This window comes from Kamptonema sp. UHCC 0994 (assembly GCF_029167235.1).
Lineage (GTDB): Bacteria > Cyanobacteriota > Cyanobacteriia > Cyanobacteriales > Microcoleaceae > Kamptonema.
In genome coordinates this window covers 14,320-36,610 of record NZ_JARFTR010000067.1, presented here as the reverse complement: position 1 = coordinate 36,610, position 22,291 = coordinate 14,320, and the positions used below count along the sequence as shown (strand labels likewise).

16 protein-coding genes and 1 pseudogene are annotated in these 22,291 nt (G+C 45.0%); 10 read left to right on the top strand and 7 right to left on the bottom strand.

Annotated features, from left to right (window positions below; translation table 11 throughout):
* Positions 1-125: 125 nt before the first annotated feature.
* Positions 126-785, bottom strand: a complete 660-nt coding sequence (locus PY364_RS06930) for a TerB family tellurite resistance protein (protein ID WP_275521500.1) — start codon at positions 783-785, stop codon at positions 126-128.
* A gap of 25 nt (positions 786-810) precedes the next feature.
* Between PY364_RS06930 and tadA the strand changes: the two genes are divergently transcribed.
* The 4 genes and pseudogenes from tadA to PY364_RS06910 form a co-directional block, all read left to right on the top strand.
* The gene (gene tadA / locus PY364_RS06925; protein WP_275521499.1) at positions 811-1,320 is read left to right on the top strand and encodes a tRNA adenosine(34) deaminase TadA; all 510 of its coding nucleotides are present in this window, start codon (positions 811-813) and stop codon (positions 1,318-1,320) included.
* A 135-nt stretch (positions 1,321-1,455) separates the two neighbouring features.
* Positions 1,456-2,166: a lysophospholipid acyltransferase family protein gene (locus PY364_RS06920; RefSeq protein WP_275521498.1), complete on the top strand. Its 711-nt coding sequence runs from the start codon at positions 1,456-1,458 to the stop codon at positions 2,164-2,166.
* 41 nt (positions 2,167-2,207) lie between these two features.
* Positions 2,208-2,612 carry a hypothetical protein gene (locus PY364_RS06915; protein WP_275521497.1) on the top strand — a complete coding sequence of 135 codons (405 nt, stop codon included), beginning with the start codon at positions 2,208-2,210 and terminating at the stop codon, positions 2,610-2,612.
* A gap of 93 nt (positions 2,613-2,705) precedes the next feature.
* A pseudogene (locus PY364_RS06910) lies at positions 2,706-2,873 on the top strand (IS630 family transposase); the annotation flags it as partial.
* A 12-nt stretch (positions 2,874-2,885) separates the two neighbouring features.
* On the opposite strand, the gene PY364_RS06905 reads toward PY364_RS06910, so the two are convergent.
* Both PY364_RS06905 and prfC read right to left on the bottom strand, forming a co-directional pair.
* Entirely contained in the window at positions 2,886-5,513 is a 2,628-nt protein-coding gene (locus PY364_RS06905; protein ID WP_275521496.1) for a zinc metalloprotease HtpX, read from the bottom strand.
* A 178-nt stretch (positions 5,514-5,691) separates the two neighbouring features.
* Positions 5,692-7,323, bottom strand: coding sequence for a peptide chain release factor 3 (gene prfC, locus PY364_RS06900; protein WP_275521495.1), 1,632 nt, complete (start codon positions 7,321-7,323; stop codon positions 5,692-5,694).
* 398 nt (positions 7,324-7,721) lie between these two features.
* Here prfC and PY364_RS06895 point away from each other — a divergent pair, with 398 nt between their 5' ends.
* Complete coding sequence (locus PY364_RS06895) at positions 7,722-10,580, top strand: PAS domain S-box protein (protein ID WP_275521494.1); 2,859 nt, start codon at positions 7,722-7,724, stop codon at positions 10,578-10,580.
* A gap of 96 nt (positions 10,581-10,676) precedes the next feature.
* Positions 10,677-11,012, top strand: a complete 336-nt coding sequence (locus PY364_RS06890; protein WP_275521493.1) for a DUF4870 domain-containing protein — start codon at positions 10,677-10,679, stop codon at positions 11,010-11,012.
* Positions 11,013-11,282: 270 nt separating this feature from the next.
* Here the strand turns inward: PY364_RS06890 and PY364_RS06885 are convergent, their stop codons facing one another.
* The 3 genes from PY364_RS06885 to infC all read right to left on the bottom strand — a co-directional run bounded on the left by PY364_RS06885 (position 11,283) and on the right by infC (position 15,646).
* Complete coding sequence (locus PY364_RS06885) at positions 11,283-11,750, bottom strand: Crp/Fnr family transcriptional regulator (protein ID WP_275521492.1); 468 nt, start codon at positions 11,748-11,750, stop codon at positions 11,283-11,285.
* Between the two features lie 122 nt (positions 11,751-11,872).
* A complete protein-coding gene (locus tag PY364_RS06880) occupies positions 11,873-14,959 on the bottom strand; it encodes an MFS transporter (protein WP_275521491.1) in 3,087 nt (1,028 codons plus the stop codon).
* A gap of 153 nt (positions 14,960-15,112) precedes the next feature.
* Complete coding sequence (gene infC / locus PY364_RS06875; protein WP_019486845.1) at positions 15,113-15,646, bottom strand: translation initiation factor IF-3; 534 nt, start codon at positions 15,644-15,646, stop codon at positions 15,113-15,115.
* 248 nt (positions 15,647-15,894) lie between these two features.
* Between infC and PY364_RS06870 the strand changes: the two genes are divergently transcribed.
* From PY364_RS06870 to murI, 4 genes are all read left to right on the top strand, one after another.
* A complete protein-coding gene (locus tag PY364_RS06870; protein ID WP_275521490.1) occupies positions 15,895-16,989 on the top strand; it encodes an alpha/beta fold hydrolase in 1,095 nt (364 codons plus the stop codon).
* Positions 16,990-17,220: 231 nt separating this feature from the next.
* A complete protein-coding gene (locus PY364_RS06865; protein WP_275521489.1) occupies positions 17,221-18,435 on the top strand; it encodes a transposase in 1,215 nt (404 codons plus the stop codon).
* 419 nt (positions 18,436-18,854) lie between these two features.
* Positions 18,855-20,624 carry an N-acetylmuramoyl-L-alanine amidase gene (locus PY364_RS06860; protein WP_275521488.1) on the top strand — a complete coding sequence of 590 codons (1,770 nt, stop codon included), beginning with the start codon at positions 18,855-18,857 and terminating at the stop codon, positions 20,622-20,624.
* Between the two features lie 156 nt (positions 20,625-20,780).
* A complete protein-coding gene (gene murI / locus PY364_RS06855; RefSeq protein ID WP_275521487.1) occupies positions 20,781-21,647 on the top strand; it encodes a glutamate racemase in 867 nt (288 codons plus the stop codon).
* Positions 21,648-21,977: 330 nt separating this feature from the next.
* On the opposite strand, the gene PY364_RS06850 is transcribed toward murI, so the two are convergent.
* Positions 21,978-22,121: a hypothetical protein gene (locus PY364_RS06850; protein ID WP_275521486.1), complete on the bottom strand. Its 144-nt coding sequence runs from the start codon at positions 22,119-22,121 to the stop codon at positions 21,978-21,980.
* Positions 22,122-22,291 lie beyond the last annotated feature (170 nt).

The window sequence follows — 22,291 nt, the reverse complement described above, 5'->3', positions numbered from 1 at the left end:
GGGAAGGGGAAGGGGAAGGGGAAGGGGAAGGGGAAGGGGAAGGTAGCAATTCTAATTAGCAATTACCAGTTACCAATTACCAATTACCAATTATCTGTTAACAGTTAACAGTTAACAGTTAACAGTTAACAATTACCCTTAGACTGCAACAAAGAAGCCAAATGCTTTGCGGCTTTAGCGAATACGGGATTGTGAGCCTCAAACTCAGCGGGGTCGAGTAAACTTTGAACCTCCGCCAAAGCATCGGGATCGATAGTTCCTTCTTTTGCAAATACAGCATCTAGAACTGTGGTGTGGCGATAGTCAATACCGAGCCTGTGACCAATAGATTGTAAATACATCTGCTCTCGTAGGTCAAAATCTCCGTCGGCGGCTGACATTTCGTAGCCAAAGGCAATTAAGAGCAATTTTTCTGAGTCTGAAAATAAAGCCGTCAGCGTTACCAGTTCGCTAGGATTGAAATAAACCTGCTGCTTAGCAACACCTTTGAGGATGCGCTGAATCAGTTGAACGTGGTCGCGCTCTGCATTGACAAAAGCTTTAAGCGTTTTTTGGAGCCGTTCTTCTTCTTCAACAGCAACCGTCTTATCTATAATAATCACTCCCCGTAAAATAGAAATCAGAGCAGTCAGGAAGACTACTAGAGGGGAGACATCTTGTGGGCGGAGCCTCTGTCCGCTGATCCGGGACAAGAGCTCAACAACTTCTAAGCCAATCAGCGAAGTATCCATAATTTTAAATAATTGTCGATTTAGCACCCGACGATCGCAACCTAATCTAATCATCTTAAGTGTTTTCTGTTACACAAGTATGATCGACTACAAAAATCGCCTGCCTATGTGCAATCCTATATACCTGATTCATCGCCAGTGGATGAGTAGAGCTATAAAATTGGCACAGGAGGCTGGAGAGGCTGGGGAAGTACCGGTGGGTGCTGCGATCGTTGACGATCGCGGCGAGTTGATTGCAGAGGCACAAAATCGGCGAGAGCGAGATTGCGATCCTACAGCTCATGCTGAAATTTTAGCTCTACGGGCGGCTGGAATTGCTCTACAAAATTGGCATCTCAATGCTTGTACGCTCTACGTTACTTTAGAGCCTTGTCCGATGTGCGCTGGGGCGATCGTACAAGCCCGAATCGGTTTACTGGTCTATGGAGTGGACGATCCAAAATCTGGCACAATCAGAACTGTTGCCAATATACCTGATAGTGGCTGCTCCTATCACCGCTTGCCTGTACTTGGCGGGATTCTGGAGTCTGAGTGTCGCGAACAGTTACAATCGTGGTTTGTAAAGCGTCGCGAGCAAGCTAAGAGCTAGCAACGGATAGATAACGGATTTAATTGAATGACAATAGCAAAAGTGGCCCTGTTGTTTCCCAAAAGGGCCGTTAAAAAACTTAGTGTAGAGTCAGAAAGTCCTTAGAAAAGCTTGATTGCTTTAAGCTACACTGCCATGATCGCTTTTGACTCCAGTAATTCATCCCTAGAAACGCAAATGCCTGCCAAGGCGACATCAATTAATTCTCACGTTTCTCCTTGGTTAGCCCCGTTGGTTTATCCTCTGGGCCGCTACCTTATCCTGCCTTTTTATTTTCGTAGTATTGAGGCGATCGGACAGGAGCACATTCCTAGGGAAGGGCCTGTAATTTTGGCTCCTACTCACCGCTCTCGCTGGGATTCTCAGATGCTGCCTTATTCTACTGGGCGATATGTTACGGGTAGAGATCTGCGATTTATGGTTTCGGTAAATGAGGTGAAAGGATTGCAAGGTTGGTTTATCAGGCGGTTGGGGGGATTTCCAGTCGATCCTAAGCATCCGGCGATCGCGACTCTCCGTCATGGGGTAGAGCTTCTCCTCGATCGACAAATGTTGGTCATTTTTCCTGAAGGCGCTATCTACCAAGATCGGCAAGTTCACCCTCTGAAACCAGGATTGGCCCGTATGGCGATTCAAGCAGAGTCGAGTCACCCCGGTCTGGGTGTTAAAGTTGTACCTATGAGCATTCGCTACCATCCCTGCATTCCTCGCTGGGGTTCTCGTGTGAAAATTACGATCGCTGCTCCGCTGTCGGCGGCTGATTACTGCACTGGTTCAGGAAAAAAGGATGCACAATCTCTCACTGCTGATTTAGAAACGGCTCTCAAGAGAATAGATCGGGAGTGAGTTGTTTTCTATGATGATTAAAGATATGTATTTGTTCCCTGATGTCTGCGTTAATTGATTCTGTCTCTAATTTTGGGCCTAGCCAGATTGTATGTTTAGAATTTGGAGATGCGTGCCTTTATGCTGATGTAATTCAAGTAGTGTCGGCACGTCGGTTATGCTGGGTACGACCGTTAATGTTAGTAGTATTGGTCTGTGATGAAAGTTCGTTTCTCCATGAGGAGCATAATTTATGGGATTTGCGGGATGGCTCGGATTTGTTGTGGCCTTTGAGTTTATTTCGGTTGGCTCTTGATACGGAGGTAATTCCGCTTTTGACTGAGTTGCAGTCGCTAGATAGTGAAGGGAAGGATGCTGTGATTGCTCATAGGCAATTGAGGGATTTTGTAGGTAAGGTTTGGGCGGCTTATCCGAGTGCCTTTGCTCGATTTGAAGGTGATAAGTAGTTGGACAAAAATAAATAATGTCATTGCGAGCCCAGCGAAGCATAAGCCCTTCGGGCAGGCTACGCCAACGCAGGGGTTTGGGATTGCTAAGCTTTAATTGAATTGGTGTGGCATTCAGCAAAAGAATATATAGTCCATCGACTATTTGAATCAGTAGAACAATTAGAAAAATTGCTGCATAAATTATTAAACGAAGGAGAACTTGTAATTGAATGGGAGCGAAAAATTAAAAATAAAGGTAATGCTGTTTGTCCGGTTTAGCTGCGTAGCAGCTTACCTCCCGCTATTAAAGATGATGTAGGCTCCCCAAAGGGCGGCGGCAAAGGCTAAAATTGTAGACCAGATTGGGGGTGCGCTGTAGCTGGTTCTGCCGCTTTCAGTCCGCAGGTTTTCCAGTTCGATCGCCACCGTTGCCCCTCGCCTGAGCCACCCAGTGGCAATAACCGATTTTCCGATTAAATCGGAGGGACGGGTTGGCACCGGCCAAAGATTGCCAATGGGGCCGAGTATTGAAAGATGGTGTAATGTCACTAAGCCCGTCGCAGTTTCCAGCATTAAATCTTGTCCCAGCCAGTTGTTGATGCCGCTTTTGCCGAGAAGCTTGCCTTGGAGTTGGACAGGTTGGCTATCTAGGGGCAAAGTTTCTGGGTTAGATAATATGTCTGCGATCGTTGGTTCTGAGGTCGTAGAGGGTTTAATGTCAGGAAAGAAGTAGTTAATACGGATGAGAGTGCCGAGGCTAAAGCCAATGGGTAAGCAGCCGATCAGAATGCCGCGATCGCCTTTTAGCCAATCCAGTTGCCAAATGTCGAAAAGAGAGAAAATCCACCCAATCAACCAAATCCCACCCGCGATCGCTAAACTCATGGGAATGCCAAAGAAAGGAGCACCTTGTAACAGAAGTGTTGGTAATTGGTATTTGGTAATTGGTAATTGAGAATTGCCCCCTCGCCCCCCTTCTGGCTTAGTGGCTAAATCGAGCTCAGTTTCTAGTTTCCAGTGCTGGGCGTAGAGGGTTAACAAATGTAAGCGTTCTCCGATTAAAGGATGGCTATTATTGACTTCTAACCACTTGCGGTAAGGGTTGTGTACATCCCATTGTAAAAGGGTTTCCAGAGGCGCGAGGGAGGCGGTAGAACCCAGTGTAACGGCTTGTTTGATACCCAAGGGTGTCAAAAATTCAAAGCCTTCGAGCAGATAAGATATTTGCTGCTGTTGGCGGACATCTTCTGCAATACCGATCGCCATTTTCGCGATCGCGCGAGTCAGAGCGTTAGGATTACCTGTAATGTCAGCGGCGAGGCGATCGCTATAATAAACCCGTCGGCGTGATAGCCACAAAACGGGCCACCGCAGCAGCCAAAAGATGCCATAACTCGCTGAGGAAATAGCGATCGCTACCCCTCGCAAAAAAGGGATTAGGAATCCTCGGATAGATTGAGGAATATTTGGCAAATTTTTGACGCGATCGCCCCAATATCCAGCTTGCCAGTAGATAGTATAGGGAACCTGAATCACCATTGTTGCCAATGACATTACTGCAAAATCCCAGTGAACAATATGGCCCAACTCGCGGGCAAAAACAGCGGCAATTTCATCTGCCGAAAGTTGTTCTAACAACCCCTGACTGACTACAATTCGCGCGAATCTTGGCAAGCAACCATAAGTCATAGCAATGGGAACACTTGTAGGTAAAACTTTGATCGTCGGTACAGGCAAATCTCTTTTTCGGCAAAAACTTCGCAATACCCCATTAGCTTCTTTACTATAATTAAATAAACTGGTCATGGGTAGTGGTTGCAATCCGTGAAACTGTTTTAAAAGTGCATCCATTAACCAGGGAGAGAGAAATAAAAGTAATCCAAAGGTGAATTGTAAAAATGGTGCGGGGTTGAGATAAAAAAGCTGAATTGGCTTTAATAAAGGAATCTTTGTTAATAGATAAAATTGAAGTAATACAGCATTAACAGTAGTTAGAATAAATTTGACAACGGTGACAGTCACCAAAAATAGAGCGATCGCTGTTGCTATTTGCTCAAACCAAAAACGACCAAATTTCAGGCGTTTGAGGGGTCGCCATTTCTGAGCGCGATCGCTGTTGCGCCAAGTTAGTTGATAGTTACTACTTTCAATACTGGAATCTGTTGCTAAGTGTGGATTATTTTCGCGACTTTGTTCTTCCTCTGGTGAGATGGGTAAAGTCTCCAAGGAATCAGAGGAATTAACAAGATTTGAGTCAATATCGACATCAGCTTTGAGAGATATTGGCGGCGTTATTTCTGTATCTTTCTGCCCAGAAATCTTATTAAGATTAGGTACTTGAGAAGTTGGTGACGGCGGGGAAATAGTCTGCTGTTTAATGATTTTACCTGCAACATTTGGCATCGCAGTCGCATCAAAGGGCACAAATCCTGTTAAGTCAGAGTTTGGTATTGTTTCAGAAGAAGAGGTTGTTGTCGGTTGAGATGCGATCGTTGGCGTTTCAAACGGAATAAACCCAGTTTCAACTGATAATATTTCTTTAGACGCTGGCAATTCTAAAGGTAAATTCCCCCCATCTTGCTTTTCCTCGCTCCCCCGCTCCCCCGCTACCTTTGGTAGATTACGCTTGACTAAATCTTTTAATGTTTTCTCGGCCCAAGCTTTTGCCTGACTGTTGGAACTTTTAGTTAAGCTAGAACAGAGTGCGATCGCATCTTTGACTTTCCCAGTCTTTTTATAGGCAATTACCAATCCCATCTGTGCCCGCAAACCCGATCGCTGATTCGCCTCTGCTTTAGCAATGGCTTCTAGATGTGCGATCGCACGTGGATAATCTTTAGCTTTTAACGCTGCTAACCCATCTTCAAGAGAGGGTTGAATGGATGAATCTGGTAGATGGGGATTAGTAGGAGATGCCATAAAATTGCCTTTGATAGCGTCTTTTCCAAGATAGCCTAGACCTTAAAATTTGTAATTATTTTAAGGAAGAAGGAAGGGAGAGAGGGGGAGACTGAGAGACTGGGAGAGGGGGAGACGCGGAGAGGGGAGAATTTTTTCCCAATTAGCAATTAGCCATTAGCCATTAGCAATTAGCAATTCAATTATCGCTGCCAACTTCTAAACCAGAAACTACAGGTGCAATCTTGTTCAATTTTAACTCAGGATGATCGCCTTCCACCTGTTGACAATTCCATTCATTCCTAAACAGCAAAACTGGTCTTCCCCAGCCATCTTTTACTGTTACAGTATTAAATAATCGTCCAACTTTTTGCAGTGCATCCCAACCGCCATCAACCCAACGAGCAACGGTAAAAGGTAACAATTCCAAAGTGGATTCTACACCATATTCATTTTGCATTCGGAATTGCACTACTTCAAATTGTAATTGCCCAACTGCGGCCAAAATTGGATCGCGTTTAGCCTCATCTGCCGAGTACATAATTTGTACTGCACCTTCTTCTTGTAACTCAGAAACCCCTTTCCGAAACTGCTTAAATTTGGAAGGGTTAGGATTTCTCAAATAGGCAAAAAGTTCTGGTGAAAAACACGGTATGCCTTCATACTCTAGTTTTTGACCGTTGTAAATCGTATCCCCAATTGCAAATACTCCCGGATTATTCAAACCAATTACATCCCCAGGATAAGCAACTTCTATAGATTCGCGATCTTGAGCAAATAATTTTTGAGGTCTTGACAACCGCACAACTTTACCAGTCCGAGCATGATTTACCGTCATATCTTTCTCAAATTTGCCCGTACAAACCCGAATAAATGCCACCCGATCTCGGTGTTTCGGGTCCATATTTGCTTGCAGCTTAAACACAAAACCAGTAAAATCTGGGTAAGTTGGTGGCATTTCTCCGACCGTGCTTTTGTGAGTTCCAGGTTTGAGAGCATAATCTAAAAAGGCATCCAAAAATAACTCAACGCCAAAGTTACTCATGGCACTACCAAAGAATACAGGTGTCATTTTACCAGCGCGGACTAACTCTAAATCCAGTTCGGAACCCACAGCTTCTAATAGTTCCAAATCATCTTTAAGTTGATAGTAAAGGTCTTTTTCTAAGAGTTCTTCAATACGCGGATCGCCTAAGTCTATAACTGTATCGATCGCTTCCCGCGAACCGTGTCCCGCACGCTCAAATAAGTGAATTTTACCTTCGCGGCGATCGTAAACGCCTTTAAAGCGATCGCCCATTCCAATGGGCCAATTCACCGCATAAGTTTGCAAACCCAATTCTTTCTCAATTTCATCCAACAATTCCAGCGGTTCTCTCCCTGGTCTGTCGAGTTTATTGAAAAATGTAAATATCGGCAAACCACGCATCCGACAAACTTCAAATAATTTCCGGGTTTGTGGTTCCAAACCTTTCGCCGCATCTTCCAGCATCACCGCATTATCAGCCGCAGCCAAAGTTCTGTAAGTATCCTCACTAAAATCTTGGTGTCCCGGAGTATCCAGCAAATTAATCTGATACTTTTGATACTCGAACTGCAACACTGTAGAAGTAATTGAAATTCCCCGTTGTTGTTCCATCGCCATCCAGTCTGAGGTAGCATGACGCTGGGCACGCCGCGCCTTGACTGCACCCGCTTCGTGAATTGCACCTCCGTACAGCAGTAATTTTTCTGTCAGAGTGGTTTTACCCGCGTCGGGATGGGAGATAATCGCAAAGTTGCGCCGACGCTCAACAGCGGTTTGCAGTTCAGTCTCAAGTTCTGTGGCCATAGGAAAATTGCAGAGGAAAATCTTGGTCAGATCCTCATTATAAAACAATCAGGTAAGCAATTATCAATTAGCCATTAGCAATTAGCCATTAGCAATTAGCCATTAGCAATTAGCCATTAGCAATTAGCCATTAGCAATTAGCAATTAGCCATTAGCCATCAGCAATACTTACTGTCTAGCAAGTAAACATTAATACAAAATAATAAAATATTGACATTCTAAGCCATAAAGGGTAATAAAACCGCATTTATAATGCCAACCATCTAAGTGTCTCCTTTGGTAAAGCGATTTGTCGTTTACAATGGTAGGCTGTGATATAAAGCACTACACCAGCCAATCCTTTTTAATTATCATCTACTTAGCGGCTGTTAATAACTGGCAAAGTAAAGGCAAGAATCATGCTCGATAATTGGCATAATTTTTTTACCGCAGGACAATTTATTCCTCACGGTCATTGCTACCTCTGGAAACCCGGATTAGTGAGGCTTCACGTAGTTTCGGATGCAGTAATCGCCCTCTCCTACTATTCAATTCCCCTGACGTTAGTACATTTAGTCCGCAAGCGCGGTGATTTGCCTTTCGACTGGATATTTCTTTTGTTTGGCAGTTTCATTGTTGCCTGTGGCACGGGACACCTAATGAATATCTGGACGCTATGGCATCCTACTTATTGGCTAGCAGGCTTTCTCAATGCGATTACAGCTATTATTTCTGCCTGTGTAGCCGTACTATTAGTGTGGTTAATTCCTAAAATCTTAGCTCTTCCAAGTCCAGAACAACTAGCAACAGTTAACAGGAAACTAGAAACAGAAATTAAGGATCGCCAACAGGCAAGGTTAGAACTAGATAGAGCTTACCAGCAATTGAATTTTCATGTTGAAAATTCACCTGTTGCGGTGGTAGAATGGGATAGTGAACTTCGAGTAAAGCGGTGGTCATGGCAAGCCGAAAAAATCTTTGGTTGGAAAGCTGATGAAGTGCTAGGCAAACACCCTAGTGAATGGCAATTAATTCATCCTGAAGATGCCGAAGCCGTCAGCATTATCATGCTAAAACTTCTCTACGGTAGCGAACCCCGTAACATTAGCAGACACCGCAACTATACTAAGAATAATTCTATTATTTACTGCGATTGGTATAACTCTGCTTTCATGGATGAATCTGGAAGTTTAGTATCAATTTTGTCGCTAGTTCTAGATATCAGCGATAGAGTGCGAGCAGAGGAAGGACTGGTCAACCAAAAGCGCACATTGAGAGCTATTTTAGACCACGCTCCGATTTGGATTTGGATGACAGATACAAAAGGGCAAATGCAATTTGTTAACAAGACTTTCTGCGAAAATGTTGGAGTTACTGAGTCTCGATTTTTAGAGCTTCCCCACTATTCAGAAATTTTGGGGAAAGAAGAATCACTAAATTGTATGGCATCTGATACAGCTTGTTGGAATCAAGATATACCTCATCACTCAGAAGAAAGTCTACCTTTTGTAGATGGTAGATTTCACGATTTAGAAATTATCAAAGCTAAGATTAAATGCGATTCTGGCAAGGTTATGGGTTTAATTGGCCTAGCAGTAGATGTTAGCGATCGCAAACAAGTTCAGCTAGCACTTCAGCAGTCGGAAGTTCAATTTAGGCAACTTGCTAAACACGAAGAATTACTCAACCGTTTAGCTAGTCAAATTCGCAATTCTTTAGACCTCGACACTATCCTCCAAACAACAGTAAATGAAATCAGAAATTTATTACAAATTGACCGTTGCTATTTTCTCTGGTATCGCCCAGAAACAAAAGCATTAACAGCCCACTCTGCGGCAGAAATTATACTTGCAAAAACTACAAACTCTGACTCTGATGCAGAAACTTTGTCAATCGATTGTTTTACTACTGCGACCGATAATTTCCTCCCAGAATGTAAAATATTGACGATAGAAAAATGCTATTGGGAAGTAGTGAATGAAGCTAAAGATCCAATTTTAGAGAGTTATATTGGCTCCTATCCTGCGGAACAAATCGGTAGTTGGACAGACAGTTTACTACAACTAAAAATCATCCGAGTCAACGATTATAGTAAGTCTGAGCCAGAAATGGAGGATTTTTTACTATCTTTCGGCATCACTTCTTATCTGTCGTTGCCAATTCAAACTCAGTCGGGAGAAATAGGAGTTTTAGCCTGCACGCATCATAGTTGTCTGCGAGTGTGGCCAGACAGTGAAGTAGAGCTTTTACAAGCAGTAACAAATCAATTGGCGATCGCACTCGATCAAGCTGAACTCTACAATCAAACTCGCCAAGTAGCTTTCCATGCTCAAGCTCAAGCAGAACAATTAGAACAGACTTTGCAGCAGTTACAAAAAACTCAAACTCATCTGATCCAAACTGAAAAAATGTCCTCTCTAGGTCAAATGGTAGCCGGTGTTGCTCACGAAATCAACAATCCTATCAATTTTATTCATGGCAATATTAGCTATGCTAGTGACTATGCTCTAGATTTGCTTCGCTTAGTGAAACTTTACCAGAAATACTATCCCAAACCATCCCCAGAAATTCAAGATCAAATAGACAATATAGATTTGGCATTTATGAGTGAAGACTTGCCGAAGTTGCTGTCTTCAATGAAAGTAGGAACTGAGCGAATTCGCTCTATTGTCTTGTCCTTACGAAACTTCTCACGCCTCGACGAATCGGAAGTCAAGGAAGTTGACATTCATGAAGGTATTGAAAATACACTGTTAATCCTGCAAAATAATCTTAAGGAGAAACCAGAAGAGTTAGGTATTCAAGTTATTAAAGACTACGGTAACTTGCCTTTAATAGAGTGTTGCCCCGGACAGTTGAACCAAGTCTTTATGAATCTACTTGCTAATGCTATTGATGCTTTATATGAGCTAAGAGTTAAGCAGAAACAGGAAGACAAACAATCCCCAACACTGAATTCTCAATTACCTACAATTTGGATTCGTACTGAAGCGCTTGACTGTAATCAGATCGCGATTAAAATTATAGATAACGGCCCTGGGATGAGTGAAGAAGTGCGCGGTAAGCTATTCGATCCCTTTTTTACTACTAAAGAAGTAGGCAAGGGAACGGGTTTAGGGTTATCAATTAGCTATCAGATTGTAGTAGAAAAACACAGCGGTCAGTTGTCCTGCATTTCTACACCAGGAGAGGGTGCAGAATTTGCGATCGAGATTCCAGTGCGACAGCCAAGTAATAAAAAGTTGGTTTCTGCTCTCCCTGTTGCTGAGGTGAGATAGTATTAAAAATTAAAAATGAAACAGCCTTAATCGCCAATGCTGTGCTACAGTTGGGTAAAAAGGGAAACTTAATAACAAAAAGAGATGGAGGCTAATATGTACGACTCAGATAAGCGGAAGCTGTTATCAGGTTTGAGTCACGGGGCGATATTTTTCAGCGCTACACTTGTGAGTATCGGCATACCCATAGCTATTTTGCTAGTATCCGACGACCCAGTTGTTAAGGACAATGCCAAAGAATCTCTCAATTTTCATATTAACCTCTATATCTATGGTGCAGTCGCTGGGATACTAATTTGGGTTTTAATTGGTTTCCCCCTTTTGGTTTTGTTGGGAATTATCAGTTGGGTAATGCCAATTTTAGCTATTGTCAAGATTTTGGCAGACCCCGATCAGCCTTACCGTTATCCTTTTATTTTTCGTCTGGTTTAAGAGCTGATTTTCGCTCTTTTTATTCAAACCCGCTCCGGCGGGTTTCGATTACGTAACGCCGCCCTCTGGGCGGTTAGAATACCGCCTAGAAGGCGGCGTTACGGATCTATTTCCTCATGGTCTTGGGGTTAGAATACCGCCTAGAAGGCGGCGCTACCGATCTATAACTGGCAGGGGCCACCCTACAAGCTAATCTGGAACTAAAAATGTCAAATTAAAAATCAAAAATTGATGTATAGTATCTTAATTTTCAATTTTTAACTTTTAATTTTAATTAACTTTAGCAACTTCAACTTGCTGCTCCGCTGCTTGTTTAGCATTGATTTTTTGATTGAGTTCGCGAATGCGACGCGAGAGTAGGCGGATAATATTGACAGCAATTCCCGGCGTTTCATCAATAGCATCATAGAGCTGCATCTGAGTCAGCATCAAGCACTCACATTTTTCAATAGTAGTGATCGAAGCCGAACGAGGTTCAGCGTCAAACAGAGACATTTCGCCAAAAAAAGTACCCTGTTCTAACTGTGCCAGATCGCGATCGCCTATATGTACTCTGACTTTACCAGAAACAACAATATAAAGCGATCGCCCTTCTTGACCTTCAGTAAAAATGCTGTATTTAGATGGAAAAGAAAGCTCGTCCATCACCGATGCTAGACGCACGAGAAAATCATCTCGCAGTTCCTTAAAAATCGGAACTCCCCTGACAAATAATAGGCGTTCAACGCTGGTTAACATAAGCCATTGTGGATTTTAAAATTGTTAACTGTTAACGGTTAACTGTTAACCGTTAACCGTTAACTGTTAACTGGGAAAGAAAGGACAAAAGAAAAGGTAAATCTTGAGATCGCCCTATTCTCCTATCCCGGAGCAACATGAGATTTATTGGAAGTGACACCCAACTCTCCCATCATCTGCTGAACTTGAGCTGCTACGAGATTATCAGCATCATTTTGCAGCATTGGTAGCAATTCCACCAGAGCGCGGGGTGAAGCAATTCTCAAGTAGGCGAGTACAGCTTCCCGCACAAAGCCTGTGGGGTGGCGCAGACAGACCAAAGTCTGTTCCGCCGTTAGACTCCAGCGAGACTCCCGCGCCAAGTGAAAGCAGCAAGCCAAGGCCCAATCAGAAAGGAAATGGCGCAGATCCAACAAACGGCGTAAGCGATCGCTCGGAGCCAGAGGTTTATAAGCTAAAAGCTCTGAAAGTCCTTGCAATTTTTCTTGCTCAGAGTGGCGATCGAGGATGTTAATTAATGCCCGCTTATTAGGCAAATCAACAGTATTATCTAGAATTTCTAGCCCCCGTGCCATATTCGACTTAGACTCAGATTGGATATTAAAAGCAGCGGCTTGTATTGCGTCCAAAGGATAAAGAAACTTCATCAGCAAAAAGCAGCGTTCAATTGCATCTGACTCCAATCCCCGCAGAGCCCGTCTTAGTAATTCTGCGTAATCTGCGGTTAATTGTCCAGAACTATCAGAGCGATCGCTTTGTTCTACCTGCTGTTGACCCGTCATCCTAGAAAAATCGATCGTAGCCGCATAAACCTGACCGATAAACATCAGCTCTTGGTCAATTAACAATTCCAAACCACTGCGGCCCATGCGGTCTAACACGCCTTCAATTCCCGCTTCTCTAGGCATTTTCAGCAGGATGCGAAGGATATTACGGCGAGATTTGCCCCAAGCTGTCATCCCATGACTTACCAAAGCATCAAGAGCTGGAAGCGTACCAATTTGACCGATCGCCGTCCAAGCTTGGAGCCGTACTAAGTCAGATTTATGGATATCATTGGCTAAATCTACCAACAACGGAATTGCATCATTTTCTAGGCGAACCAAAGCTTGTAGAGCCGCTTCGCGGGTAGATTTGTAAGATAGACCGCGCAACAGGGATGGGTAGTATTCTTCTAGGTGAGTAGAAGCGATCGCTTCGAGTAAAGCACAGCGGACGCGCAAAGATTCATCTTGGAGTAAGTTAGGGATATAAAGGCGTAGCCCTTGCAAATAGTCGGCTTCTCCCAAAGCCCTCGTACCCATTACCCGTTCCCGCTCTTGTTTATTTGTCAGCATTCGCCGCAGAGTATTTGTCGCTTCTGCCTTTTGTTCGCGATCGCCCCGACGCATAATCAAAGCCGCCGCCGTACCCCTAACTACAGGGTCTACATTCGATTGCAGATAAGGGCGTAATTGGCTGATATCTGGTTCCGGTTCAGTCAGCCAGACATAGCGGAGAGCTAAGGCTAAAACTTCTGGGGGTAGATCCTGCTCAGTCAGAGAGCGCACAGGTTCGAGATAATCTGGATTCGGGTGATTGAGCATTGTTTCCAAACTCTGCCGCTGCAATGAATGAGGCAAAATTGCCAGCAGAGGGGCCAAAACTTGCCCCACATTTTTCGGGTCAATTTGGCTGAGGAGTTCAATACAAGAGCGTTTATCTTCTTCCGGGCTAGGCTGTTCTAGAGTTGCGATTACAGCTTTTTTGAGGGTAGGTAAATCTACATCAGAAAATCCCAAGCGCCCCCGTTCAGCACTTTTTACCAGCAAACCGACATATTGAGAGCGGATTACCCAAATAATTCCCAGCCAGACTAATGCACTGACAACGATCGCCCCTACTAATATTAAACCTTGGGCATTCTGAAGTTCGCGACTATCTTCAAAGGACAATACCTTGCTACTAATCCAAACAACGAGCAGGATAAATGCCCCACTTACACCTGTTGATAAAGGTTCGACCACACCGTTAACTATTGTCTGTACGTAGTTCCGGGTACTGTCTGGTATGGGTTGAAACAGAACGGGGCCACTGGTTTCTTGGAGAGTATAGTGTAGCAATTCATCTAAAACTCTCAGGATAACCATCCCCACAAACACAGAAAATATCCCTGTGATTGCCCCTACAAAAGAGAGTACGCCTAAGATCGCCGCTCCTGCCGGGAGAATCATTGCTGTCACAAATACACCAATGCGATCGACCAGGCGGCTAGAAGCAAACCACTGAGTTCCCACCTGGCAGACGCTGATTGTACCTTCAAGCAAGCCTAGAAATTTAGCAATTTCGCTACCGCCGTCGTCTTCTGGATATTGCAGTTCGATTTGAGTAAAAAATTCAAAATCTACAAATACGTACAGGACTTCAGCCATTACAAAGAAGCCCACCAGAGGAATAATGTAGCCTAAAAGCGGGCCGAAAACACTACCTGTGCTGAAGTCTGGTTCATCCTCATCTTCATCCTCATCATCTACCCAACGAGCAGTATCAGGGAAAGCTTGCTCGTAGCTTTCGGAGAGGTAAAACAGAATACCTGCCCCGCAGATCACCATTACGCCAGATACCAGAGTAACGTTGTCCAGCCCGATGAATTTCAGGAGTACAGGCAGAGAAAAACCTGAGATTACCCCAGCTACTAAGTAGCCGCTGCTGACTATGGGGTAAGTGCGTTTGATTTCACGGATATTAAATAGTTGATTAGACGTGATCGAGGTATTAAGATCGCTCAGGTTATAACAAGCTTCTACCCACAGCCACGTCATAAATAGAGTAATGAATCCCAACTTCAGGCTCAGCAGCCCGAAGTTAAGCTCTAAATCTTTAGCCCCAATACCGAGGCGAAAGAGGAACAGAGGGACTGCCATAAATAGGAGTACGACTACAATCACCCGCCGCAGGGGGATGATTTTTTGCAGCCAGGAGTAGGTAAAGCCTAAGCCTGAGCCTGTAGCCGCAGTAGCAATGTATATCCAGGGGAGTTTTTCAGCTCCATATTCGTCTAAAAATAGGCTGATCGTACTGAGTTCCAGCCAGATCAAGCCTATGGAGGTGACTGTGTAGACTGCGAACATCAGCAGAGTCCGCTCTACTTCTTCAGGACGGAGATTGAGCGATCGCAGTAATCCCTGTCCGAACCGGTTTTTGGTCAACCGCTGATTTGTCAGTTCCATGCAGCGTTTTTATCCCTCTGTAGTAGCTTGTCCCTGATTGATGAAGGGGGAGTGGGGAAGATCGGAGACTCGGAGACTCGGAGACTGGGGAGGATTTAGCTCCCCCGCTCAAGAGATCCCTCGCTTCATCGCTCCCCCGCTCCCCCGCTCCTGCTATTTTTTGGGAGATAGCAGCATCATCATGCTCCTTCCCTCTTTTTTAGGAGCTTGCTGCACTTCTGCCAGTTCCTGCAAATCGGTTGCCATCCGTTTAAGCAAGTCCTCTGCTAGGTTACTGTGTTGGATTTCCCGACCTCGGAACATAATCGTGGCTTTGACTTTATCCCCAGCTTTGAGAAAGCGGTCTGCTTGAGAAAGACGTACTTGGTAGTCGTGCTCCTCAATTTTGTACCGCATTTTCACTTCCTTGACATCGGCTGTGTGCTGCTTTTTCTTTGCTTCACGCTCTTTCTTGTCCTTCTCGAATTTAAATTTACCGTAGTCCATGATCCGACATACAGGCGGATCGGCCTTGTCGCTGAGAAGAACGAGGTCAAGGTCTTTTTCCTCCGCCAGCCGCAGGGCATCTTGAGGAAGCATTATCCCCAGTTGAGCACCATCGGTATCGATCACCCGAATTTTGGGGAATCGAATGTTGTCATTGATCTGAGGTTGATTGCGGTTTTGTCTTTTTTCGATCACAGGCATTTAAGTTTTTTGCAAGCTCTTGATTGATTAATGTGGCTTCCTTGTATTGCCATTCTACTCACTATGACTAAGTTTCTGTCTATATTTAATTTAAAATCCCCAGATCGCTTAAAACTAAAAGGTTCGATCGCAAGGTAAGGGGTGTGAGTTTTGAGTTTTGAGTCAGAAAAGTCAGAAATTCCTCTATCTCCCCCACTCCCGAGTCCCTGACTCCCCCACTAGAATAAGAAATAGAAGATTGTAAATTTATGTTGAGACTTGAGGCAAGTTTGACCACTTCAGGACATTGGCATCAAAGGATTGGACTTCAACGAGACTGGGTTTGGCGGGGTTGGCAAACTCGCTACACTTATCTGCGACCAACTGGGCAACTATCCCAGCTAGATCAAAAATCCCAGGAAACTGAGGGAGCGAGGGGGCGGGGGAGCGGGGGAGCAGAAGCAACAGACGAAAGCGACACTCTAAAATCTTACTCCCCCCAATTTCCTTTTGGTAAAGAGGAAAGCCAAAATTTCAAATTGGGAACGCCTTTGATTTTGCTGCACGGATTTGGGGCTTCTATTGGTCACTGGCGGCACAATCTGGCTCAACTTGCGGAGTTCCATACTGTTTACGCATTGGACTTGTTGGGGTTTGGGGCTTCGCAGAAAGCTCCTGCTAACTATGATGTTTCTATCTGGGTGGCTCAAGTCTACGAGTTCTGGCAGACTTTTATCAGACAACCAGTAGTTTTAGTGGGAAACTCTATTGGTTCGCTGATTTGTCTGGCTGCCGCCGCAGCTCATCCTGATATGGTGGCTGGAATTGTGATGATTAGTTTGCCTGACCCCTCTGTGCGTGCTGAGGCGGTGCCTCTGTGGCTGCAACCTGCGATCGCGGCAGTTGAAAATATTTTTGCTTCTCCGCCAGTGCTGAGAACCCTATTTTACTTTGTCCGCCGCCCCTCTATTGTCCGTCGCTGGGTGAGCTTTGCCTACGCCAATCCTGATGCGATTAGCGATGAGCTGGTAGAAATTCTATCCGGGCCGACGGGCGATCGCGGTTCTGCCCGTGCTTTTTGTGCTCTGTTTAAAGCTGTAGGTAGTGCACAATTTGGGCCTGGTGTCAAGACAGTTTTACCAGAATTAAAAATTCCTATATTGTTAATCTGGGGTCAACAAGACCGGATGATCCCGCCTCGATTTGCCCGCCCGCGTCAGTTCATGGAGTACAACAGTAACTTAAAGCTGGTTGAGCTAGAAAATGCGGGTCACTGCCCCCACGACGAATGCCCAGAGCGAGTCAATCAAGAAATTTTGAACTGGATTGCGATCGCAGTTGAGGACAAAGGTGCTGAGAATTAAGCAGTTGCAGCGGATTCAGAAACAGATTACTCCTGATCGAATTGTCCCATTGTGGCATAATTCAATGGAAATTGCGCGATTCGTTTAACCTCAATGAGTAGCAATATTCAGGGATGGTTAACTGGGGGTAACAAATGTTGACAAGAATCTACCTAAATCTATCTAAATCTACCTAAAAGTCGATGCTCTCATCACCTGATGAGTAGAGTGCTGCAAAAACTTTAACCAGATATGTACGCCATCAAACTCGAACTCAAACTGAATAATAAGGAACGTACCTTGATGGCGCGACATTCTGGTTATGCTAGATTTTGCTACAACTACGCCTTAGCTCTTTACCAAGAAGTAAAAAGTCTCCCAGGTGGTAGCAGCAAAAAGGTAGCAGCAATCGAAAGAGTTTTCACAAATCATGTCAAGAAAATGCCGGAATATCAATGGACTAACACCCTATCTTCCAGGGTTTACAAAATGACATTCCGGCATTTTAATGAGGCTTTATCTCGTTTCTTCAAAGGATTAGGAGAGTTTCCTAAATTCAAAAGGAAAAAAGATGGTGATTCATTCACCGTAGATGCTGCTGATTGGAATCACTCGGTTTTATTGGCAGCTAATAAGTCAATTAAAATTCCTACTCTGGGAACATTTCGACTTAAAGAATCCATCCCATTTCCCTGCGTAGCGCAGACATTTACCATCTCGCGCACGGCAGATAAATGGTATGTATCCTTTGCTATTAAAGCCGAAAAAATCCCACCACTTTTTCATGCTGTTAGTGAAGCAGTGGTAATTGACTTAGGAGTATCAACATTTGCTACTCTTTCTGATGGCAATTCTTACGAGTCTCCCCGTCCACTCAAGAAAGCGAAAACCAAGCTGAGTAAAGAACAGTGGAGAAATCGGCAAAAGCAATTGGGCAACAGAACGTTAGGTATAAAAGCATCTAAAAATGCTCATAAACACTATCGTAGAATCGCTAAGATTCACGCAAAAACCGCGAATAAACGCCGAGATTTCTTACAGAAAACTACGACAGAAATTAGCCAAAAATATGCTCACATTCGCATCGAAGATTTGAACGTGAGCGGGATGATTGCTAATCACAAGTTGGCGGCAGCTATTTCCGATTGTGGTTTCTATGAATTTCGCCGTCAGTTGACGTACAAAAGCGAAATGTATGGCACGAAAGTTGAGCTAGTTGATAGATGGTTTCCTTCTTCTAAAACCTGCTCAAATTGTGGCCATGTTCAATCAATGCCATTAAAAGAACGAGTGTTTAATTGCGGCGGCTACAATTTGTTAATTAATCGCGATCTAAACGCAGCCATCAATTTATCTCGTTGTTCGGAGAAAGTAAGATTAGCTCAATCTGAAGTTACGCCTGTGGACAAGAAGGAGCCGACTCCCTTGGTAGAAGCAGGAAGTGAACGTCAAATCTGCCGTAGGTAGATTTGAGTAGGTTTCATGGAGCGGAAATTCAAACTTAACACCTACTGATGTTATGGTACTGTTCAACCAATTTAACGACCGAGAGTCCCACCAAAGAAATGGAACTAGCCATAATTGCCATACCAGAATGCAACCATTTTGGATGCTTTTCCCGTCTAAAGTCGGTGCATCTCAAATCCTAAAATCGTTTTTGTAGCCGTGCATAGCGAAATTCTGGTATAGCAACCGACAAGGTAGTTAGGACATTCTCGTTTCCTTCCACCCTTGAATCTATTCCCTTCTTCCCTTCTTCCCCTACCCCCTAGCCCCTAACCCCTAGTTCTGGGGCTGTTCGATGAAAGTCAACTTAGCTGTAAGCCGAGATCGCTCTTTTGAGAATTCAAAGCTTTTAGCTGCAACGCAAACGAGGAAAAACTGTCGTGAGATTCCACTGGCTATTACCCAGTTTCTTAAGTGTGTTTTTGCTGTCATCCGCCGCCGAAGCAGCGAGACTGCAATCTTGGCGATTTGATGCCAATCAGAATCGGCTGTACTTCACTACCGTTGGCGGAGTTCAACCAAAAGCACAACTAATTTTTAACCCAACGCGCTTGGTGATTGACCTGCCAGAAACTAGCTTAGGGCGTTCTTCTGTAACTCAGCCAGTTACAGGAGGGTTTGAATCCGTCCGGGTAGGTCAATTTGACGCGCAAACCACTAGAATCGTGGTTGAACTGAGTCCCGGTTATACGCTTGACCCGCAGCAAGTGCGATTTCGGGGTATCTCTCCTAGCCAGTGGACAGTAGAATTGCCTACGCCGATTGCACTCAGCGCAGGTGACAGGGGACAAACCATCCAACCTCCTACCGCCAATCCCCAACCACAAATCGCCGCCGCCGGGACGCAGATAGATAATGTCCAAGTAACGAAAGATGGTTTTTTCATCCGCACCAGCGGCGGTAAACCGGAAATTTCCTTTCAGCAAAGTCGTGCTGGAGATTTGGCAACAATCGACATTGCGGGGGCTAATGTCTCTCCCCAGCTAACTGAGCAAGAACAGGTAGTTAACCAACACGGCGTAGAGCGGATCGAAGTCAGGCAACTACCAACTGATCCACCAATGACTCGCGTTACTTTGCGGATGACGGACGCTAATACTAACTGGCGAGCGTTTTTCAGCAATATGGGCGGTATTGTGGTTTTACCTACTAATAGACCCAATGTCAGCAGCCGCCCTCCTCTAGTGCCACCACGCCGCAATTCCAGCAATTTAGCGGGGATTCAATCTATTGACTTGACAGCTAACGGCACGCAAGTTTTAATTAGAACCGACCGGGCTGTAAGCTATACCAGCGGGTGGAATCAGCAGTCAGGTGCTTATTGGCTCAGGATTCCCAAAGCTCAACTTACTGGTCAAATACCTCAGTTACAGGGAAACAACAGTCCTGTAGGATTGACGGCGACGCAGGAAGACTCGGAGACTGTGGTGATTTGGGTACAACCTGCGGCGGGAGTGCAAGTTACAAGAGTATTGCAACCGACTCCTCAAATAATTTCGGTACAATTGCAGCGTGCAGGCATCTCCTCGCAGCCTCCCGTCACGAATCCTACTCCCCCTGTCAGACCAAGAAACTATCCTACTCCTGAGTTGCCCCGGACTCCCAATGGGCGGATTGTAGTGGCGATCGATCCGGGACACGGCGGGGGAGATCCTGGTGCTGTCGGGATTGGAGGGCTGCAAGAAAAGGAAATCGTTCTGGATATTTCTCAGCAGGTGGCGGCGATACTGGAACAGCAGGGTGTGCAAGCCATTCTCACCCGCACTGACGATCGCGAAATTGAATTACAACCTAGAGTGGATCTAGCAGAACGGGTCAATGCTACTTTGTTTGTCAGCATTCATGCTAATGCTATTGATATGAGCCGCCCCGATGTCAGCGGCATTGAAACCTATTACTTTAGTAGCGGCGAAAATCTAGCCCGGACTATCCACAACAGCGTTTTGCAGGGTACGGGGGCTCCCGATCGGCGGGTGCGGCAGGCCAGATTTTACGTTTTGAGGAAGAGTTCTATGCCTTCAGTTTTGGTGGAGGTGGGTTTTGTGACGGGTGCTGAGGATGCCGCTAGGTTAAGAGATCCTGCTTACCGAAGTCAAATGGCGGCCTCGATCGCTCGTGGTATTTTACTTTATTTGCGGCAAGGCAATTAGGAAGAAGGGGCTAGGGGCTAGGGAAAGAGGGGGGAGAGGAGGAAGGTAAGTAGGAGGGATTAGCAATTACCCATTCCCAATTACCAATTACCACTTAACTATTAACAGTTAACTGTTAATAGTTAACTTGCAAAAATTATTCTAACTAACTGAGCAATGACAACTGACTTAGGACAACAGAGAATCGGTATTTTTGACAGTGGCGTGGGTGGTTTAACGGTTTTGAGGGAGTTATACCGACAATTACCTAATGAATCTATTGTTTACTTTGGAGATACGGCTAGGCTACCCTATGGCACTCGCTCTGCTGCGGAAATTACGCATTTTGTCCGGGAAATCATGGCTTGGTTGCGATCGCTAAATGTCAAAATGGTGATCATGGCCTGCAATACGAGTTCGGCTTTGGCTCTGGAGACTGTGCAGGCTGAGTTTGATATTCCAATTTTAGGGGTGATTCTGCCGGGGGCGCGGGCTGCTGTACAGCAAGGTAAGCGGATTGGGGTAATTGCAACTCCTGCTACGGCTGCTAGTAATGCTTATCGCCGTGCTATTCTGGAGACAGATATTAATAGTCAGGTTTGGCAAGTTGGTTGTCCCGAATTTGTGCCACTGATCGAGCAAAACCGCATTCACGACCCCTACACTTTAGAAGTGGCGCGGGAATATTTGGCTCCACTAATCCAGCAGCAGATTGATACTTTGGTTTATGGCTGTACCCACTACCCCCATTTGGCTCCGGTGGTGCGCTCTTTGCTGCCTGCGGGGGTGAAGTTGGTCGATCCGGCTGTTCACGTAGTAGCTGCTGCGGCCCAAGAATTAGAGTTGTTAGGGTTACGAAATAGTGTCCCGGCAATGCCTACGCGCTTTTGTGTCAGTGGTTGCCCAGAACAGTTTGCTGAACTTTCGGTGCAGTGGCTCGGCTGTACACCAATCGTTGAGAAAATACTTTTGTCTCCTGTTATACGGGAAACTGTCTCGGTAGAATCTGTTAGTAGTTTACACCCTGAGCGTCCTTCTACTTAACTCGACAATTTTAGATTTTATTAGACTGTAGGTAGGGTGCAGACAATGCACCCTGATTGCGATCGCGCTCTTTGTGCTATTATGATTTGATCTGAGGAGGAGCATTTAAGCTCTCAATTAGCGAACGCTAGTTCGCGATTTAGCTTCTACTATGGGTTACTCACCCAATCGAGTGATCCTAGCACTGCGCTCGACCAAAATCAAAAGCAGATAAATAGTCAATACATAACCCGCAGCTAGGATGGGGATGATCAAAGGGATATCATGGTAAATCATAATTAGAGCCAAAAGTAGAGGAGGAGGAGGAGGACAAGTTCAATACCGATTACATCAAAGTGTCACGCAAAACCAAGCCTTGGCTCCGAAGGCTGCTTTTCTATCCAAGCCTCTGGAAAGGCGATCGCCTTCCCTATTAATATCTCTACCGCAAAGCCAAGCCAATACATCCTTTAAGGCTGCACTTTGGCTGCTCACAGCTATTTTGCATCAGAGACAAGCCGTTAATAGCAAGAAGAAAATTTGCACTCCCACGAGTTCAACTTTAGTCCCAGACGGCTTAGCTGTTAGCGGACGCTCAAGGCTGGCTATACCAAGCTTATACAGGCGCTCGGAAGCTGCCCGCTGGTTTAGCTGTACTTAATGTA

Excerpts from the sequence above, each read along its gene's own strand:
- PY364_RS06895 (WP_275521494.1), top strand. The coding sequence starts at position 7,722 with ATGCTCGATAATTGGCATAATTTTTTTACCGCAGGACAATTTATTCCT.
- PY364_RS06890 (WP_275521493.1), top strand. The coding sequence starts at position 10,677 with ATGTACGACTCAGATAAGCGGAAGCTGTTATCAGGTTTGAGTCACGGG.
- infC (WP_019486845.1), bottom strand. The coding sequence starts at position 15,646 with ATGCCTGTGATCGAAAAAAGACAAAACCGCAATCAACCTCAGATCAAT.
- PY364_RS06905 (WP_275521496.1), bottom strand. The coding sequence starts at position 5,513 with ATGGCATCTCCTACTAATCCCCATCTACCAGATTCATCCATTCAACCC.
- PY364_RS06885 (WP_275521492.1), bottom strand. The coding sequence starts at position 11,750 with ATGTTAACCAGCGTTGAACGCCTATTATTTGTCAGGGGAGTTCCGATT.
- murI (WP_275521487.1), top strand. The coding sequence starts at position 20,781 with ATGACAACTGACTTAGGACAACAGAGAATCGGTATTTTTGACAGTGGC.
- PY364_RS06880 (WP_275521491.1), bottom strand. The coding sequence starts at position 14,959 with ATGGAACTGACAAATCAGCGGTTGACCAAAAACCGGTTCGGACAGGGA.
- PY364_RS06915 (WP_275521497.1), top strand. The coding sequence starts at position 2,208 with ATGTCTGCGTTAATTGATTCTGTCTCTAATTTTGGGCCTAGCCAGATT.
- PY364_RS06870 (WP_275521490.1), top strand. The coding sequence starts at position 15,895 with ATGTTGAGACTTGAGGCAAGTTTGACCACTTCAGGACATTGGCATCAA.
- prfC (WP_275521495.1), bottom strand. The coding sequence starts at position 7,323 with ATGGCCACAGAACTTGAGACTGAACTGCAAACCGCTGTTGAGCGTCGG.
- PY364_RS06920 (WP_275521498.1), top strand. The coding sequence starts at position 1,456 with ATGATCGCTTTTGACTCCAGTAATTCATCCCTAGAAACGCAAATGCCT.
- tadA (WP_275521499.1), top strand. The coding sequence starts at position 811 with ATGATCGACTACAAAAATCGCCTGCCTATGTGCAATCCTATATACCTG.
- PY364_RS06865 (WP_275521489.1), top strand. The coding sequence starts at position 17,221 with ATGTACGCCATCAAACTCGAACTCAAACTGAATAATAAGGAACGTACC.
- PY364_RS06930 (WP_275521500.1), bottom strand. The coding sequence starts at position 785 with ATGATTAGATTAGGTTGCGATCGTCGGGTGCTAAATCGACAATTATTT.